The sequence below is a fragment of the Bacillaceae bacterium S4-13-56 genome (assembly GCA_040191315.1).
In the GTDB taxonomy this organism is placed as follows: Bacteria; Bacillota; Bacilli; order Bacillales; family JAWJLM01; genus JAWJLM01.
In genome coordinates, this window is sequence record JAWJLM010000088.1 from 1 (window position 1) to 16,453 (window position 16,453).

Consider the following 16,453-nt stretch of genomic DNA (forward strand, 5'->3'; position numbering starts at 1 on the left):
ACTTTCACCTGTTAGAGTTCGCCCATGCCGGGCGAACCAAAAAAGCTGTCATCCTTAAAGGATAACAGCTTTTCTCTATTCTTCATCATCACTGAAAGTGTTAAGCATTTCTTCTACCATGTCCCATTCCTCGTCTGTTTCAAGTTCGTAAAGGGCCATGTCATCACCATTACTTTCTTTTTCTTCATATCGGAAAGCAAAAACTTCAACCTCTTCATCATCTTTTTGATCTTCAGGAACTACAGCTATATAAGTTTTTCCTGTTTCATCAACTTCAAATGTAAACAAAACTTCAAATAAATGCTCATCACCATTTTCATCGGGAATAATGATTCGTTCTTTTTCTTCTAAACCCATTCCTTCCACCTCACAAACTTTTTGAGTTCGCATCTAAATAACCTTGTAGGATCATAGATGCAGCCATCTTATCAATGACTTTCTTTCGTTTCGCCCGACTAACATCTGCTGATAATAGTACACGTTCAGCAGCCATAGTTGTCAGCCTTTCATCCCAGAGTACGACAGGAATGTCTAAATCCCGCTCGATTTTTTCACTAAAACGAATGCAGGCTTCACCTCTTGGCCCAACTGTACCATTCATGTTTTTAGGGAGACCAACAACTATTTTTTCAGCCCCATATTCATCAATCAGTTGCTGAAGTTCTTTTAATGCTGGTGTAGGTTGATTTTCGGCCCAATGGATAGTTGTTACGCCTTGGGCTGTCCATCCAAGGTCATCGCTAACGGCAACGCCTATGGTTTTGGTTCCTACATCTAATCCTAGAATTTTCATATCTAAGCCTCATTATTCTTTTCTAAATAAAATTTCACCATTTCCTCAATGATCTCATCTCGCTCCATTTTACGGATCAAATTACGTGCATCTTTATGACGTGGAATATAAGCAGGATCTCCTGAAAGTAAGTATCCAACAATCTGGTTAATGGGATTATACCCCTTTTCCTGAAGTGCACCATGTACTGCCAGTAAGACCTCTTTCACATTATGATCATACGGTTCTTCAGAAAAGTTAAATTTCATCGTTTTGTCCATGGAACTCATCTTTTTCACCTCTTCTTCCATGTTTAAAAAACTTGGCATTCACAAAGGCTTTACAGTAAAAAATGTCTCGTCTTATTTAGATGGGACAGCTTTTTACTATCCTATCAATCCTATAACCTTGTTTCTTTTATCCATTATATACCGTTTGCCTATGATTGCGAAACCTCTTGTACATATTCTTTGGCAAAAGAAATAGCTTCTTCTAATTTTTCTGGATTTTTCCCTCCAGCCTGAGCCATATCAGGACGTCCTCCACCACCGCCTCCGCAACGAGAAGCAGCCTCCTTAATTAGATTTCCTGCATGGAACCCTTTTTCCATTAAATCTTTTGAGACTCCTGCTGCTAATTGTACCTTTCCGTTAGTACTTGTCCCTAATAGAATAACACAGGAACCTAATTTTTGTTTTAGTTCATCTACCATTGTACGAAGAGCATTCATATCAGAGACGTTTACTATTTTGTTTAATAATTGTACTCCATTGATATCCTTAACGTCATCAAGGATAGAAGAAGCCTCTAAATTGGAAAGCTTAGCCTTTAATGATTCATTCTCCCTTTGTAAATTCTTCACTTCCTGGACAATTGAATCAATTCTTTTAATGACAGAAGCTGGATTTGTTTTTAAGTGTTGTGCGACATCATTTAACATTTGTTGTTTTTCTGTCATATACTGATAAGCTTGTTTTCCAGTAACAGCCTCAATTCTTCTTGTTCCTGCTCCAATGCCTGACTCACTAATTATCTTGAACAAACCAATCTCAGCTGTATTTTGAACATGACATCCACCACATAATTCAAGGCTATAGTCCCCTACTTTTACTACACGAACGGTGGAGCCATATTTTTCGCCAAACAATGCCATAGCTCCCATTTTCTTAGCTTCTTCAATATCGTGATAACTAGTTCCCACTTCCGACGAATTCCATATCTGCTCATTAACTATTGATTCAATTTTTTCGAGTTCTTTGGAGGAAATAGAACCAAAATGGGAGAAATCAAAACGCAAGCGATCCGGAGCTACCAATGAACCTGCTTGGTTAACATGTTCACCTAAAACATCTTTAAGAGCACGATGCAAAAGATGTGTAGCCGTATGGTTTTTCACTGTATGGCTACGGGCTTCTCTTTCCACTATTGCCTTAACTGTATCTCCTTTTTGAATGAAGCCTTCTTTTACAATAGCTCGATGCAGATTCTGACCATTTGGAGCCTTCTGTACATCTTGTACTTCCATCAAACCATTAGGACCTTGGATCGTTCCTAAATCTGCAACTTGTCCACCACTTTCTGCATAAAAAGGTGTCTCTTCAAGGAATACAAATAATTCATTCCCCTCACTCACTCGGTCTACACGATCGGAATTATAGACAAGTTCTACTATTTTGGTTGTTGTTTCTAATTGGTCATAACCAATAAATTCACTTGGTTCTTTAATTTCACCTAAAATTCCTTGTTGAACCTGCATGGAGTCTACTTTTTGACGAGCATTTCGTGCACGCTCTCTTTGCAATTCCATTTCTTCTTGGAAACCCTCTTCATCCATCGTAAATCCTGCTTCTTCAACATATTCTTCTGTTAGTTCTTTTGGAAAACCGTACGTATCATATAATCTAAACACTTCTTTTCCAGGAAAAACGGTTTTCCCAGCTCCCTTTTCCCTTTCCATAATGGACGTTAAGATGGTCAATCCTTCATTTAATGTCTCATGAAAGCGTTCCTCTTCTGTTCGAATAACATTTTCGATATAAGACTGTTTTTCTCGGACTTCCGGATAAAATTCGATCATAATTTGGGCTACATCGCTGACCAATTCATACATGAAAGGACGGTCTATCCCAATTTGCTTCGCATATCGAACGGCACGACGCAGTAAACGACGTAAGACATATCCACGACCCTCATTTGATGGAAGTGCACCATCTCCAACAGCAAAAGAAACGGTTCGAATATGATCGGCAATCACTTTAAAGGCTGTATCTGTTTCTGGTGAGTCACCATATTGGGAACCAGAAATTTTTTCTGTATGTTCAATGATAGACAAAAATAAATCTGTTTCAAAATTGGTTGGAGTATCCTGAATTACACAAACCATACGTTCTAATCCCATTCCAGTATCAATGTTTTTCTTTGGAAGTGGTGTATAAGTGTCATCAGGATTATGATTGAATTGTGAAAACACAAGATTCCATATTTCTAAGTAACGTTCATTTTCTCCACCCGGATATAATTCAGGATCACTTGGATCATTTCCATATTTTTCTCCTCGATCATAGAAGATTTCAGTATTGGGACCACTTGGACCTTCCCCAATATCCCAGAAGTTCTCCTCTAAACGAATGATTCTTTCCTCAGGCAAACCGATATGATCTCTCCAAAAAACAAAGGCATCTTCATCTTCTGGATGAACGGTTACAGATAATTTTTCAGGCTCAAATCCAATCCATTTTTTACTAGTCAAAAACTCCCAAGCCCATTCAATAGCTTCCTTTTTAAAATAATCTCCAATAGAAAAATTTCCTAGCATTTCAAAGAATGTATGATGACGAGCTGTTTTCCCTACATTATCGATATCATTCGTACGAATCGATTTTTGGGCATTTACGATTCTTGGGTTTTCAGGAATGACTCGACCATCAAAGTATTTTTTTAGTGTAGCTACTCCACTATTAATCCATAATAAGGTCGGGTCTTCATGTGGGACGAGAGAGGCACTTTGCTCTACTCTATGTCCTTTTTCTTTAAAGAAATCCAGAAACATTTGACGCACTTCATGTGATTGTAATTGCTTCATTGCAATCCTCCTCTATTTTTTCGAAGTAACAGAAAAACTTGGCTTATCGTTAAATGGATTCTTGAAAGCGTATTTTGCTTTCTTAGAAGGACCCTTATACTCTGGAATGTAAGTCCTAGTGGCGAAAGCCTTAGTTTTCGTTTTCAAGTACATAAAGGGAAACTTCAATTGGCTGCCCCTCGAAACAAGAAAAGTACTTGTCTCTGCGAAGAAGCTCTGAGTAGCTTTCCTTCCTGCAATTACGCGGGGCAAAAACACCGAAGATAACTCGATGCTGCTTTTTCCCTGAAGCTAGACAAATTTTATACTTATCTTGTAAAAAAAAAACTCGCCACCTGCTAAAAAGCAGGGACGAGAGTTATATCGCGGTACCACCCTGATTATGAACAAATCAATGCTCATCACCTTTAGAACAAGATAACGGCTGTCGACCGGTGGGGTTTCCACACTCAGGAGTAGCGTTCCATAACCTTAACCCCGGAGCTTCTTCCAGCCAAGGAAGCCCCTCTCTATAAGGTGATTGTTATGTACTCGTTCCCTCATTGCTTTTTGTTATATTCTGCGACTAATTATAGTGAACTCCACAGTAGATGTCAATCTTGAAATAGAGCAATACGTGATTGATGGACAAGTACTTTTAGAACGGTTAAAACAGGAACAGCGAGAATCATGCCAATGATCCCACCTACTTCTCCTCCAACAAGTAAAGCTATGATAATAAAAATCGGATGAATGTGAAGACTCTTTCCGACAATAAAAGGAGAAAGCAGATTACTTTCAATTATTTGAACAATGACTACTGCACCTAAAACATAAAGGGCCATCCTAAACGAAACTGTTATCCCTAAAATTAAGGCTGGTGCTGCTCCAATGATTGGTCCAAAATATGGAATTACATTGGTGAGTCCCATAAATAAAGAAAGTAAAAGTGGATATTTCATTCCAATAAGCCACAGTAGGATAAAAGATACTAGTCCAACACAAAAGCAAACAAGCAATTGTCCGCGAATATAATTACCAAGACTTTTGTCCATTTCACTTATCACTTGATGTGCTTTTTCTTTTCTTCGACTTGGAATGAGTTTGTAAAAACCTTTCCATATTAGAGGATAATCTTTGAGCATATAGAATACCAATACAGGTATAACAGCTACATTAATAATAATCGCCATCATGTTGGTAACTTTTTTACCTGTTCCTTCAAGCAATTCCGTAATTTTAGTTTCAGCAAAAACGAATAGCTCGTCCATCCGATCATGTACTGCTTCAGGTAAATGCGCTGTTTGCTCATATGCTAATGAAATCCATTCGCGATAAGTTTGGATAAACTGAGGGACTTGTTCATTTAAGTCCTTTATCTGGTGAACAAGTAAAGGATATCCTTTATAAATTGCCCAGCCAATTCCGCCAAAGAAAAAGGAGTAGATGATCAAGATGGCTAACCATCTAGGTATTCTCTGTCTATGAAGAGATTCTACAATTGGATGGAGAAGGTAAGCAATAAAGGCCGAAATAAGCAAAGGCGTTGCAATTTTTAAAACAAAAGAAAAAACAACACGTATATAAGGATAAACCGCAAATAAGAGATATGAAAAAATGAGAATAAGAATTCCTAAGGCTACAAAATACATCCAATGAATTAATCTATCTTTTGATAACATATAACACACACCTCGAAAGAAAAGCACGAGCGCCCGGATTATCGACTAAAGAAGGTGAGGCCCACAGGACAGAGAATGCTACAATGAGCTTTTCCAAACAAAGAAAAAGCTTGCTTTTTCGAGGATGCGGGTCACGTAGGCGTTACCAATCGTTTCGGCGGGTCGAGTAATCGCAGTACTAACAAGATTTCACGCCTTGTATTAGAAATTAAGGAAACACTATTCACAACGTGAATCAATGATGATTTTTCGACTTGATATAAGAAACTGACTCTTTGTCGATTGGGCGCTAGGCTAAACAATTTTTATCTTCCGTTTTAAAATCCCCTGTCACAAAGAACAGGGGATCATTTTGGCATTTATTTGAAAGAAAACATTTTCATCCTGAAAATCGTTCCTGCTCATCAAAAAGATCATCAAGCGAACTAAGAGAACCGTCTTCCTCCACTTGATTAACATGGATGACTCCATTTTCAAGTGCTAGTTCAATAAAACAATTCCAGCAATAAAATGTATTATTCCCAATTTTTCCGATGTTTTTTTGTTTGCAATTTGGACAAAGCAAGTGAAGACACTCCAATCTCTCTATTAAATTGTGTTATTTCTAGTTTGTCCAAATCATAAATGTTTCATACGGAGAACTATTCGTAGTTTCCTAGCTATTTACTCATCATTTCCCATAAAGTCATAGGGTGACACATCTTCCTCATCTTCTATTACATGAGAAGCAAAAGAAAATTGGAGTCTCTCTCGTAAAGTCGAGAACCGCTGATACTCCTCCTCTCGTTTTACTCCATATAAGAATGCCTCTTTATCTCCAAGGAGAATCAAAGAAGACTTTGCACGTGTAACTGCTGTATATAATAATTTCTTTCTTAGCATTCTACGGTAACTATGGAAAACGGGAACAAGAACGATTTGAAACTCACTTCCCTGAGCTTTATGAATGGAACAGCAATAAGATAAAGTAAGCTGGTTCGCATCCTTACGCTCATAGGATACTTCCTTTCCATCAAAATCGACAATCATACATTCCTTTTGCTCCTCATTTTCGTCAGCCATTTGAATCGTAACAACGGTGCCAATGTCCCCGTTAAAGACACCTTTTTCAGGTTGATTGACCAATTGTAATACTTTATCACCAACTCGAAGGACTCTTTGACTTCCTTTCCATTCTCTTTTTTCGGAAGACTGGGGATTTATTAGGTTTTGAAGTGCCTCATTAATTTGGTTAATCCCAACATCGGATCGATACATCGGAGCTAATACTTGAAGATCTTTAATGGATACACCTTTCTCAATTGCTTTTTGAACAACCTTTTCTATGACACCGATTGCTTGGTATTCTTGACAATTGATGAAGGAAAAATCCCGGTCCTTATCTAAATGTGAAATAGAACAAGACCCTTTTTTCATTAAATGTGCAAGCTCTATAATTTTCGAACCTTCCGCTTGCCTATATACTTCTTGTAATTCGATAACGGGGATGCTCTCTTCTTGAAGGAGATCTGTCAAAACCTGTCCTGGGCCTACAGATGGAAGTTGGTCTTGATCGCCTACAATAATCACTCGCATATCCTTTGGAATAGCTCTAAACAACTGATTGGCTAGCCAAATATCAACCATAGAAAACTCATCAACAATTAACAGCTTTCCTTCCAAAGGTTCCTGCTGATTTTTTTCAAAAGACTCTCCCCCCTTCCATCCCAAAAGACGATGGATGGTCATAGCAGGAACTCCCGTAGATTCTGTTATTCTTTTAGCAGCACGGCCCGTTGGGGCTGTTAAAACAAAAGGAAAAGGATCTTTCCCTTTATAATCATGAGGGTTTAAAGATAGGCCATGATAACTAGCATAAGCATTAAGAATTCCTTTAATTACTGTAGTTTTTCCGGTTCCAGGCCCCCCCGTTAAGATAAATAAAGAAGAGGACAAAGCCCCTTGAATAGCTTCAAATTGCTCATTGCTATAACTAAATCCCTCTTTTTCTTCTATTTTCCCTATCATTTTCATGATTTCTGCTGTAGGAACAGTTTCCTCTATTTTAATCTTTGATAATCTTGCTATGTGATTAGCAAAGCCCTTTTCAGCATGATAAAGGGAGTGTAAATAAATTCTGTCATCTTCCAAAACAAGTTTATGCAGTTTTATAAGAGAATTTATTTCTTGGGAAATAAGTTTTTTTTCGACAGGGTATGTCGAAGGAAAAAGAAGATTATGAACCTTGGATAATAGAGGATCCACTTTGGAAAACACGTGGCCTTCTTGACTTAATTCATATAGGCTATACATGCAACCAGCTTGAACCCTTGATGGATGATCCATAGAAAGATTTAATTGTTTTGCCAATTGATCAGCTCTTTGAAAACCATAACCTTCTACTTCAAAAATTGGATGATAAGGGTTTCCTTCTATAATTTTAACCGTGTCGGTTCCATAAACTTCATATAACCTTTGTGACATTTGTAATCCAAAACCATATTTATTTAGATTCACAGCTACATATTCAAATCCTTGATGCTCTTGTAAATCTTTTACTAACCGATCCTTCTTTTCCTGAGTTAAACCTTTCACTTGATCCAAGGCGTCAGGGTCATTCAGAATAGATTGAACAGCTGATTCACCCAATTGATCAACGATTCTTTTAGCCAATTTTTTACCAATTCCGTGAAATAAGTGGCTTGAAAGATATTGGATGACTCCTTCCTTTCCGGTGGGAATCACTCGTTGGAAGGTGACAACGTCATATTGAGCACCAAATTTCGGATGTTCAGTTAAGCTTCCTTCAAAATGATAGATTTCTTTTTCATCAAGATAAGGGAAATGTCCTTTTACCGCTATTTTCTTTTCTTCTATTTCTTCATTCGTTTCTATAATACGAATGAGCCCAATGGAAAAGTGGTCCTCTTGATTATGGAAGAGCATTTTAAGGATCTCACCTTTTATATATCCCGCTTCCTTCAACTGTTCCATTGCACCCACCTCATTTCCCAATTATGATTCTTCTATATTATTCCATAACTCTGCAACCTTTTCCTTCGCATTAAGAGCAAGTAAATGATTTGGTTGTGATTCTATTGCCTTATCTAAATAAGATAAAGCTAACTCCAGATTCTCTTCAAATAGATATACTATACCAAGATTATAATGTGCATCACTATGGTTAGGATCAGCTTCTATAACTTCTATAAATTCTTTTTTACTTAGATCCACCGACCCGCTTTTTGCCAGAGCCAAAGCATATTGAAATCGCGCTTCTACATCTTCGGAATTTAATTCCACCGCTCTTTGCAAATGAGGAATGGCTCTGAGATCCTGTTCTTGATTCACGAGAGATAAACCTAGCATATAATAAACATCAGCTTCGTCCAACCCTTGCTGAAGGGCTTTTTCAAATTGTTTTTGTGCTTGATTAAAAATATCCTTTTCAAAATACAAATTGCCCAAGCCATAATAAGCCGTAGCACTTTTGGGGTCTATCTCTATGGCTCGAAGATAAAATCTCTCTGCGCGTTCATGATCCTGCAAGTGAGACAGCAGATTGGCAAAATTAACGTACCCAACAGGATCATTGGGGTTATTATCTATAGATTTCGTAAACATCTGTGCTGCTTTATCATACTTTTGCTCTTTCATAAAAGCTATCCCTTTTTCTATTTCATTCGACAAACTGACCACTCCTTTTCCTCCATTAAAAAGAAATCCCTCACTCTCAGGTGCTTGAGTCAGGGTTATCCAACATAGGATAGATAAGTTTCATTTTTTATGATTTTATCAATGGTCCCTCCACCTAAACAAACCTCGCCATCATAGAAAACAACTGCTTGGCCTGGAGTAACCGCTCTTTCAGGGTTCACAAACTCAACGAGCGCCTCTTGCTTAGACTTAGGAATAACCTTTACTTCCGTATCTTTTTGACGATAGCGAAACTTAGCTGTTACTTGAAAAGGCTCTTCTGGAAGATTCCCGTTGATCCAATTTACATCAACAGCCTCCAGGGCATTAGAATAAAGGGCATCATGATGGAATCCCTGTTCAACATAAAGTATATTTTTCTCTAGATTCTTTCCTACGACAAACCAAGGCTCTCCTGCTCCGCCAATCCCCAAGCCATGGCGTTGACCGATAGTGTAATACATTAACCCATCATGCTTACCTTTCACTTCTCCATTTAGTGTTTCCATAGTTCCGGGTTGTGCAGGTAAGTATTGGCTTAAAAATTCTTTGAAATTCCTTTCCCCAATAAAACAAATTCCAGTACTATCTTTTTTGCTTGCTGTTGCCAAATTATGCTTTTGGGCTATTTCTCGGACTTCTTTTTTCTCTATATGTCCTAGTGGGAACATAACTTTAGACAACACATCCTGGGACAACTGGTTTAGGAAATAAGTTTGATCCTTATTATCATCTTTGCCTCTTAGCATTTCGTAGTGATCTCCGTTTTTTCTAACTTGTGCATAATGACCGGTTGCCAAATAATCAGCACCCAATGACAAAGCATGATCTAAAAAGGCTTTAAACTTAATCTCCTTGTTGCACATTACATCAGGATTAGGAGTCCTTCCTGCTTTATATTCATCTAGGAAATAAGTAAACACTTTATCCCAATATTGTTTTTCGAAGTTGACTGCATAATAAGGAATGTCTAGTTGATTACAAACACGAACAACATCATTAAAATCTTCTGTTGCTGTACAGACGCCAAATTCGTCGGTGTCATCCCAATTTTTCATAAATATACCAACAACATCATAGCCTTGTTGCTTGAGCAATAAAGCTGCCACTGATGAATCCACACCACCAGACATGCCAACTACTACTCTTGTATCTTTTGGTTCCTTCATTTTATGCACCACCTTTCTGCTTTTTCTTGATGATATCTGCTACAATTTGAGCACCATTTATAATATCTTCTTCTGAATTGGCTTCCCCAAAACTAAACCGAATAGAGTTATTTGCTCTGTTCTTATCTTTTCCAAACATTGCCGTCAGCACATGAGACGGATCTATTGCTCCTGCTGTACAGGCTGAGCCACTAGAAGCTGCTATTCCAGATAAATCAAATTGCATTAATAGCTGTTCTACATGACAACTTGTAAAACTTATGTTGATGATTGATGAAACTGTATAAGCAGGGTCACCATTAATTTTAAACTCGATCCCATTTTTCTCAAGAACATTGATGAAATGAGATTTGAATTTTTTATATTTTTCTACACGGTCATCTCTTTGTTCCTGTAGAAGTTGCATAGTAGTTTGAAGACCAGCAACTGCATGAACATTTTCTGTCCCAGGTCTCCGTCTACGCTCCTGCTCCCCACCAAATTGTCTTGCTTCTAATGGAACACCATCTCTACAATACAAAAAACCAATTCCTTTAGGTCCATTCAATTTATGTCCAGACGCAGCAAATAAGTCAATGTTCATTTCCTGAACATTGACTGGCAAATAACCTAAGGCCTGTACACCGTCTACATGAAACAATGCCTGATGGTTCTTCAGGATTTCACTGATTTCTCGAATCGGTTGGATAACTCCCGTTTCGTTATTGACGTACATAACCGATACTAGAATAGTGTCGTCGGATAAAGCATTTTCCACATCCTCCACCTCAACCAAACCACTTTCATTAACTGGCAGATAGGTGACGGTAAAACCATGTTTTTCCAAGTGCCCCATGGCATGAAGTGTAGCGTGATGTTCAATGGAAGTGGTTATAATATGATTTCCACTTGCTCTATTAGAAAAAGCAGCGCCAATCACTGCAAGGTTATCCGCTTCTGTGGCACCACTGGTGAAAATAATTTCCTTTTCTTTAGCACCTATTGTTTGAGCAACTACCGCCCTCGACTCATCCATTATCCTTCTCGCTTGGCGACCAAAAGAATGAACCGAAGAAGGATTACCTATGGCAGTTTCCATAGCCTGTTGCATGCTCTTAACAACTTCTGGGTGAACAGGTGTCGTTGCTGCATGGTCAAAATAAATTGGCTTCACACTACCCCAACTTTCTTAATACTTAAATATAAAACATATAGGATTCATATGGATTGGTTTCCTCATAATTGGCAAGGTCTTCGATCGTTGTCGTGTCAAGAACTTCCTTAACAGCATCTCGAATCCTAATCCATAAGGCTTTCTTAGCTGGCTCTTCATTCTCTAACGCTTCTACTGGGCTAATAGGACCTTCTAGAACACGAATGACATCTCCTGCTGAAATTCGTCTCGGTTCCTTAGCAAGAATATACCCACCGTAGGCCCCTCGTATACTTTGAACAAGACCCGCATTACGCAAGGGAGCAATTAGTTGTTCTAAATAATGTTCCGACAAATCATAATCTTGTGCAATAGACTTTAAGGAAAGTGGTTTATGATCCTGCTTTTTTGCTAATGCGATCATAATCGTCAATCCGTATCTTCCTTTTGTTGATATTTTCATCCCGCTCACCTCTTTTTATCAATTCATTTATCAGTTTTTGTCCAAATGGCAAAGTATATCCCACGAAAGTTCCTAATAATAAAGCAGTCACAATGGTTCCTAAACCTAAAGGACCTCCTAATAACCAACCAATGAAAGCTACAATAATTTCTAGTCCATTTCGAACGGTCCCTACCTTTAATTTTGTTAACCTAGTAAGGGCTAGCATTAAACTATCACGAGGACCTGCTCCTATTCCTGAAGGAACATAAATTCCAATTCCGAAGGCACTAATCACAATTCCTATTAATAATACCACCCAACATCCCCATAAGGTAGTAGGTTCTGTGAATAGTAAATTGAATAGATCAATAAATATGCCAACAAAAATCATGTTTATAACAGTCCCAATTTTGGGGATTGATTTCATAACAATGGAAGAAACAGCTACAATAAATAGTCCCACTAAGATAGCCCAAGAACCGATTGTTAAGCCTAAATGTGAATAAAGACCATAATGCAGGACATCCCAAGGACCAATTCCAACTTCCTTTGCCTGTATTGTTAAAGAAATACCTAATGACAGCAAAAGAATGCCTATCACAAAAAATCCCCAACGGAACGTTTTTTCACGAATCGATCCCGTTAAGGGTAATTTAAAAATCAATCATGTCATATCCCTTCTAGCAAGCACCTTTGTTTATTTTCCATACAATTATAGCATGAAATATTTCATTCTTGCATTTTAAAGACTTAAACTATAGGCTTACGATATAATATGTTGATGTTTATCAAAGGAGAGGACGAGCATGAACCAACCACTTGCCTATCGCATGAGACCTAATACGATTGATGATATCATTGGGCAGACTCACCTTGTTGGAGAAGGGAAAATGATACGTCGAATGGTACAAGCAGGTAGACTTGCCTCCATGATCTTATATGGACCTCCTGGCACAGGGAAGACCTCTATGGCTATGGCTTTGGCCAAAAGCTTACGATTGCCATATCGAATGCTTAATGCAGTTGTGGACAAAAAGAAGGAAATGGAAATTGCAGTAGAAGAAGCAAAAATGTCGGGTCAGCTTGTTCTTATATTAGATGAAGTGCATCGATTGGATAAAGCTAAACAAGATTTTTTATTACCACATATAGAACGAAATTTAATTACTCTTATAGGGTGTACAACTTCTAATCCCTACCACTCTATAAATCCAGCGATCCGAAGTCGTTGTCATATTTTTGAACTGCATTCCCTGTCTGAAGAAGACATTAAAAGGGCTATTGAGCGGGCTATTGAAGACCAGGAATTAGGGTTAGGAAAAATGAAGATCAATTTTTCAGAAGAAGCCCTAGATCATTTTGCGCAATCCGCAAATGGTGATTTACGAGCAGCACTAAACGGGATTGAATTGGCTGCCTTCTCTAGCGGCAAGTCAAATGATGAAATCGACTCCATTGACTTGCAAACTGCTGAGGAATGTATGCAAAAAAAGAGTTTTTCCCATGATAAAAACGGGGATGCACATTATGATGTTTTATCTGCTTTCCAAAAATCTATTCGTGGCAGCGATGTAAACGCAGCCTTACACTATTTAGGAAGATTAATTGAAGCTGGTGATTTAGATAGCATTGCTAGAAGGATGATCGTCATAGCCTATGAGGACATTGGCCTAGCAAACCCTCAAGCAGGTCCTAGAGCAATTGCCGCTGTAGAAGCAGCTGAGAGAATTGGGTTTCCAGAAGCAAGGATACCACTTGCTGCAGCAATCATAGAGTTATGTTTATCGCCGAAATCAAATTCAGCCATAACAGCCATTGACTCCGCCCTATCTGATATTCGAAAAGGGATAACAGGCGATGTCCCTTTACATTTAAAGGATGCACATTACAAAGGAGCTAGTTCATTGGGGCGTGGAATAGATTACTTATACCCTCATAATTATGACAACGGATGGGTAAAGCAACAGTACTTGCCTGATAAAATAAAAAATCGAAAATATTACGAGCCTAAACATAATGGGAAATTTGAAACAACCCTTGCCCAGGTTTATGAAAATATTAATACTAAAAAGAAAAACTAGTGTTAACAAATCTATTTATATTTTTTTGAATAAAACCTTTCTTTCTGTCAATACTAGAAACAAAATATCAAATACAAATCTATTCATATAACAGAAAGGAAGATTTATTGATGGTTAAAGTTAGACAAGATGCATGGTCGCACGAAGATGATCTACTATTAGCAGAAACAGTATTAAGACATATTCGGGAGGGAAGCACTCAATTAAAAGCATTTGATGAAGTAGGTGACAAACTGAATAGAACATCAGCTGCTTGTGGATTTCGCTGGAATGCAGAAGTTCGTCAACGTTATGACCAAGCCATTGATCTAGCAAAAAGACAAAGAAAAGAGAAAAAAAGAGAGGAAGCTAAGATTCAACATGAGCAAAATAGATCTACACCTAGAATTCCATCTACTCCTGTTTTTCAATCAAAAATGGATACATCTGAATCAGTAGAATCATCTTCTATGTCACTGGATCATGTGATCCACTACTTATCAAAACTTAAGAAAGAAACGACTCAATCTAGTAAAACTCAACACGAACTAAATAAGTTGTCTACTCAGTACGAAGAAGCAATTAGCGAAAACGAAAAACTCCAAAAACAAGTCAAACAATTAGAAAAGCAATTAGCCGTGATGCAGGAGGACTATCAATCCTTTATTCAAATTATGGATCGTGCTCGTAAGATGGTAGTTTTTGATGATGAACAGGAAAGACCATTTCCTGCTTTCCGCATGGAGAAGAATGGCAATTTAGAGCAAGTCGCTAAATAATAGAAAAGGTGATTCCTTATTTCATTCGAGGAATCACCTTTTTATTGAACTTTTTAATGCCGATCAATATTTATTGGTTCTAATAATTTTTGAATGACATAACTTGCCATAATTAACCCCGCAACGGAAGGGACAAATGCATTAGACGATGGAGGCATCTTCGCCTTTCGAATAGGAGCGTGATCTGAAGCTATTTCCTTACGAACATCTTCGCGTATACGAATTGGTCTTTCCGTCGAATAAACAACAGGTACACCTTTTTTAAATCCTTCTTTTCTTAGTTTTGTTCGTATGACCTTTGCAATTGGATCATAAGAAGTCTTAAATATATCATCGATTTTGAATTTTGTAGGATCCATTTTGTTCGCTGCACCCATACTTGAAATCATCGGAATCTTTCGCTCTAGTGATTGCTTTATGAGGTGAATCTTAAAAGTAATGGTATCACTTGCATCAACAATAAAGTCCAGTTTATGTTCAAAAAGACGTTCGTAAGTTTCCTCATTATAAAACATTTTCATTCTAACAACTTCACAGTCTGGATTTATATCTTTGATTCGATCAGCCATTAAATCAACCTTAGATTGCCCTACCGTAGATAGTAGAGCATGGATCTGTCGATTTATGTTGGTAATATCAACGTCGTCCTTATCAATAAGTATTAATTTTCCAACACCCGAGCGAGCTAACGCTTCCGCACTAAATGAACCAACTCCTCCAATCCCTAAAACAGCTACTGTTGAATTTCTTAAAAGTTGTAACCCCTCTTTTCCTATAGCTAATTCATTCCTTGAAAATTGATGTAGCATGAACCCAGCTCCTTAAACACAATAATAAAAATTCCCTATATCTTACAACCTTACAGCTAAAGCAGTGGGGTTCTAGGATACTAACAAGCTTCTCTCTGATGCCCTTATCTTTCCTTTTGGAAAGAGTTTCCACCAAAGTACTGGCTTGAATTCTCCAAAAACATTAACGGACGTATTGCGTATAAGCAAGGCACTTCTCTCAACAAGCCTAGATAGACTCTTGATATGCTTCTCGTTCCGACTTCTTTTGGACGTTGTCATGACCAATCAGGTTTGTTTTATGCGATAAACCAACGCAATGTGTTGCTTTGTGATTGTTTTAGCCGTGCAATCTCGCAGTTATGCAATTCAATGAAACGCTTCCGTTCTTCGTGGCATAAGTCTACATCCATAGAATGGAGCGTTTCCTTGGTGTTTTCTTATTAAAAACGCACTATATAAATCACGTTGAATCAGGAATTCTCCGAAATCATTCCATCTTTCTGAAAGTTGCTTTTTGTTATATTCTCCTGTGAGATGGTTAAATTGACTCGCTTTTACGGCATAAGTATCTATTTTCTTTAAGGAACGACCTTGGTAGCCTAACTTGCGATCCAAGATAGATAGAAACATCGCAGGGGCTCGATTCGTTATTGATTTTCCAAATCGTTTCTTCCGATTACATTTCCCATTCTTTTGATTGCGAGTTGTCTGTTTCGAACGCTTTTGCTAGGACTGAAACCGCATGGTTTCGATTCGAACTTCAGAACCGAGAGAAAGGATGTCATTCGCCAATTTTTTTCCGTTGGACCGTGATTTTACGATAATGTTCTTTTCTTTTTTTACGTAGCTTCTCGTATTTTTTAGAATATGTCCAGGTTAGCTTTCCT

At 37.9% G+C, this 16,453-nt stretch carries 16 protein-coding genes and 1 other annotated feature; of the genes, 2 read left to right on the top strand and 14 right to left on the bottom strand.

Annotated elements, in window-relative coordinates; all coding sequences use genetic code 11:
- Window positions 1-75: 75 nt before the first annotated feature.
- From RZN25_16170 to RZN25_16225, 12 genes are all read right to left on the bottom strand, one after another.
- Window positions 76-357 (bottom strand): DUF1292 domain-containing protein, encoded by a 282-nt coding sequence (locus tag RZN25_16170; GenBank protein MEQ6378349.1) that lies wholly within the window; start codon window positions 355-357, stop codon window positions 76-78.
- Window positions 358-367: 10 nt separating this feature from the next.
- On the bottom strand, window positions 368-793 hold the full coding sequence (gene ruvX / locus RZN25_16175) for a Holliday junction resolvase RuvX (GenBank protein ID MEQ6378350.1): 426 nt from the start codon (window positions 791-793) through the stop codon (window positions 368-370).
- A gap of 2 nt (window positions 794-795) precedes the next feature.
- Window positions 796-1,062, bottom strand: coding sequence for an IreB family regulatory phosphoprotein (locus tag RZN25_16180; protein MEQ6378351.1), 267 nt, complete (start codon window positions 1,060-1,062; stop codon window positions 796-798).
- Window positions 1,063-1,211: 149 nt separating this feature from the next.
- Complete coding sequence (alaS, locus tag RZN25_16185; GenBank protein MEQ6378352.1) at window positions 1,212-3,854, bottom strand: alanine--tRNA ligase; 2,643 nt, start codon at window positions 3,852-3,854, stop codon at window positions 1,212-1,214.
- 344 nt (window positions 3,855-4,198) lie between these two features.
- Window positions 4,199-4,406 (bottom strand) — a binding site (T-box leader).
- 41 nt (window positions 4,407-4,447) lie between these two features.
- A complete protein-coding gene (locus tag RZN25_16190) occupies window positions 4,448-5,515 on the bottom strand; it encodes an AI-2E family transporter (protein ID MEQ6378353.1) in 1,068 nt (355 codons plus the stop codon).
- Window positions 5,516-5,894: 379 nt separating this feature from the next.
- Window positions 5,895-6,080: a hypothetical protein gene (locus RZN25_16195; protein MEQ6378354.1), complete on the bottom strand. Its 186-nt coding sequence runs from the start codon at window positions 6,078-6,080 to the stop codon at window positions 5,895-5,897.
- Between the two features lie 98 nt (window positions 6,081-6,178).
- The gene (locus tag RZN25_16200) at window positions 6,179-8,488 is read right to left on the bottom strand and encodes an ATP-dependent RecD-like DNA helicase (GenBank protein ID MEQ6378355.1); all 2,310 of its coding nucleotides are present in this window, start codon (window positions 8,486-8,488) and stop codon (window positions 6,179-6,181) included.
- A 21-nt stretch (window positions 8,489-8,509) separates the two neighbouring features.
- On the bottom strand, window positions 8,510-9,184 hold the full coding sequence (locus tag RZN25_16205; GenBank protein MEQ6378356.1) for a tetratricopeptide repeat protein: 675 nt from the start codon (window positions 9,182-9,184) through the stop codon (window positions 8,510-8,512).
- A gap of 62 nt (window positions 9,185-9,246) precedes the next feature.
- Window positions 9,247-10,359: a tRNA 2-thiouridine(34) synthase MnmA gene (mnmA, locus tag RZN25_16210; GenBank protein ID MEQ6378357.1), complete on the bottom strand. Its 1,113-nt coding sequence runs from the start codon at window positions 10,357-10,359 to the stop codon at window positions 9,247-9,249.
- Between the two features lies 1 nt (window position 10,360).
- Entirely contained in the window at window positions 10,361-11,512 is a 1,152-nt protein-coding gene (locus RZN25_16215) for a cysteine desulfurase family protein (protein ID MEQ6378358.1), read from the bottom strand.
- Between the two features lie 22 nt (window positions 11,513-11,534).
- Window positions 11,535-11,954, bottom strand: coding sequence for an Rrf2 family transcriptional regulator (locus tag RZN25_16220; protein MEQ6378359.1), 420 nt, complete (start codon window positions 11,952-11,954; stop codon window positions 11,535-11,537).
- A complete protein-coding gene (locus RZN25_16225) occupies window positions 11,884-12,600 on the bottom strand; it encodes a YitT family protein (protein ID MEQ6378360.1) in 717 nt (238 codons plus the stop codon). Before RZN25_16225 ends, RZN25_16220 begins: the two co-directional genes overlap by 71 nt.
- Window positions 12,601-12,742: 142 nt before the next feature.
- Between RZN25_16225 and RZN25_16230 the strand changes: the two genes are divergently transcribed.
- Together RZN25_16230 and RZN25_16235 are read left to right on the top strand one after the other, a co-directional pair.
- The gene (locus RZN25_16230) at window positions 12,743-14,017 is read left to right on the top strand and encodes a replication-associated recombination protein A (GenBank protein MEQ6378361.1); all 1,275 of its coding nucleotides are present in this window, start codon (window positions 12,743-12,745) and stop codon (window positions 14,015-14,017) included.
- A 110-nt stretch (window positions 14,018-14,127) separates the two neighbouring features.
- Complete coding sequence (locus RZN25_16235; protein ID MEQ6378362.1) at window positions 14,128-14,775, top strand: RsfA family transcriptional regulator; 648 nt, start codon at window positions 14,128-14,130, stop codon at window positions 14,773-14,775.
- A 53-nt stretch (window positions 14,776-14,828) separates the two neighbouring features.
- Here RZN25_16235 and RZN25_16240 read toward each other — a convergent pair whose 3' ends face one another.
- Both RZN25_16240 and RZN25_16245 read right to left on the bottom strand, forming a co-directional pair.
- The gene (locus RZN25_16240) at window positions 14,829-15,584 is read right to left on the bottom strand and encodes a tRNA threonylcarbamoyladenosine dehydratase (GenBank protein ID MEQ6378363.1); all 756 of its coding nucleotides are present in this window, start codon (window positions 15,582-15,584) and stop codon (window positions 14,829-14,831) included.
- A gap of 348 nt (window positions 15,585-15,932) precedes the next feature.
- Window positions 15,933-16,196: a hypothetical protein gene (locus RZN25_16245; protein ID MEQ6378364.1), complete on the bottom strand. Its 264-nt coding sequence runs from the start codon at window positions 16,194-16,196 to the stop codon at window positions 15,933-15,935.
- Window positions 16,197-16,453 lie beyond the last annotated feature (257 nt).

What these genes read in the sequence shown, in the direction of transcription:
- RZN25_16170 (MEQ6378349.1), bottom strand. Translation starts at nt 357, where the DNA reads ATGGGTTTAGAAGAAAAAGAACGAATCATTATTCCCGATGAAAATGGT.
- ruvX (MEQ6378350.1), bottom strand. Translation starts at nt 793, where the DNA reads ATGAAAATTCTAGGATTAGATGTAGGAACCAAAACCATAGGCGTTGCC.
- RZN25_16180 (MEQ6378351.1), bottom strand. Translation starts at nt 1,062, where the DNA reads ATGAGTTCCATGGACAAAACGATGAAATTTAACTTTTCTGAAGAACCG.
- alaS (MEQ6378352.1), bottom strand. Translation starts at nt 3,854, where the DNA reads ATGAAGCAATTACAATCACATGAAGTGCGTCAAATGTTTCTGGATTTC.
- RZN25_16190 (MEQ6378353.1), bottom strand. Translation starts at nt 5,515, where the DNA reads ATGTTATCAAAAGATAGATTAATTCATTGGATGTATTTTGTAGCCTTA.
- RZN25_16200 (MEQ6378355.1), bottom strand. Translation starts at nt 8,488, where the DNA reads ATGGAACAGTTGAAGGAAGCGGGATATATAAAAGGTGAGATCCTTAAA.
- mnmA (MEQ6378357.1), bottom strand. Translation starts at nt 10,359, where the DNA reads ATGAAGGAACCAAAAGATACAAGAGTAGTAGTTGGCATGTCTGGTGGT.
- RZN25_16220 (MEQ6378359.1), bottom strand. Translation starts at nt 11,954, where the DNA reads ATGAAAATATCAACAAAAGGAAGATACGGATTGACGATTATGATCGCA.
- RZN25_16230 (MEQ6378361.1), top strand. Translation starts at nt 12,743, where the DNA reads ATGAACCAACCACTTGCCTATCGCATGAGACCTAATACGATTGATGAT.
- RZN25_16235 (MEQ6378362.1), top strand. Translation starts at nt 14,128, where the DNA reads ATGGTTAAAGTTAGACAAGATGCATGGTCGCACGAAGATGATCTACTA.
- RZN25_16240 (MEQ6378363.1), bottom strand. Translation starts at nt 15,584, where the DNA reads ATGCTACATCAATTTTCAAGGAATGAATTAGCTATAGGAAAAGAGGGG.
- RZN25_16245 (MEQ6378364.1), bottom strand. Translation starts at nt 16,196, where the DNA reads ATGTTTCTATCTATCTTGGATCGCAAGTTAGGCTACCAAGGTCGTTCC.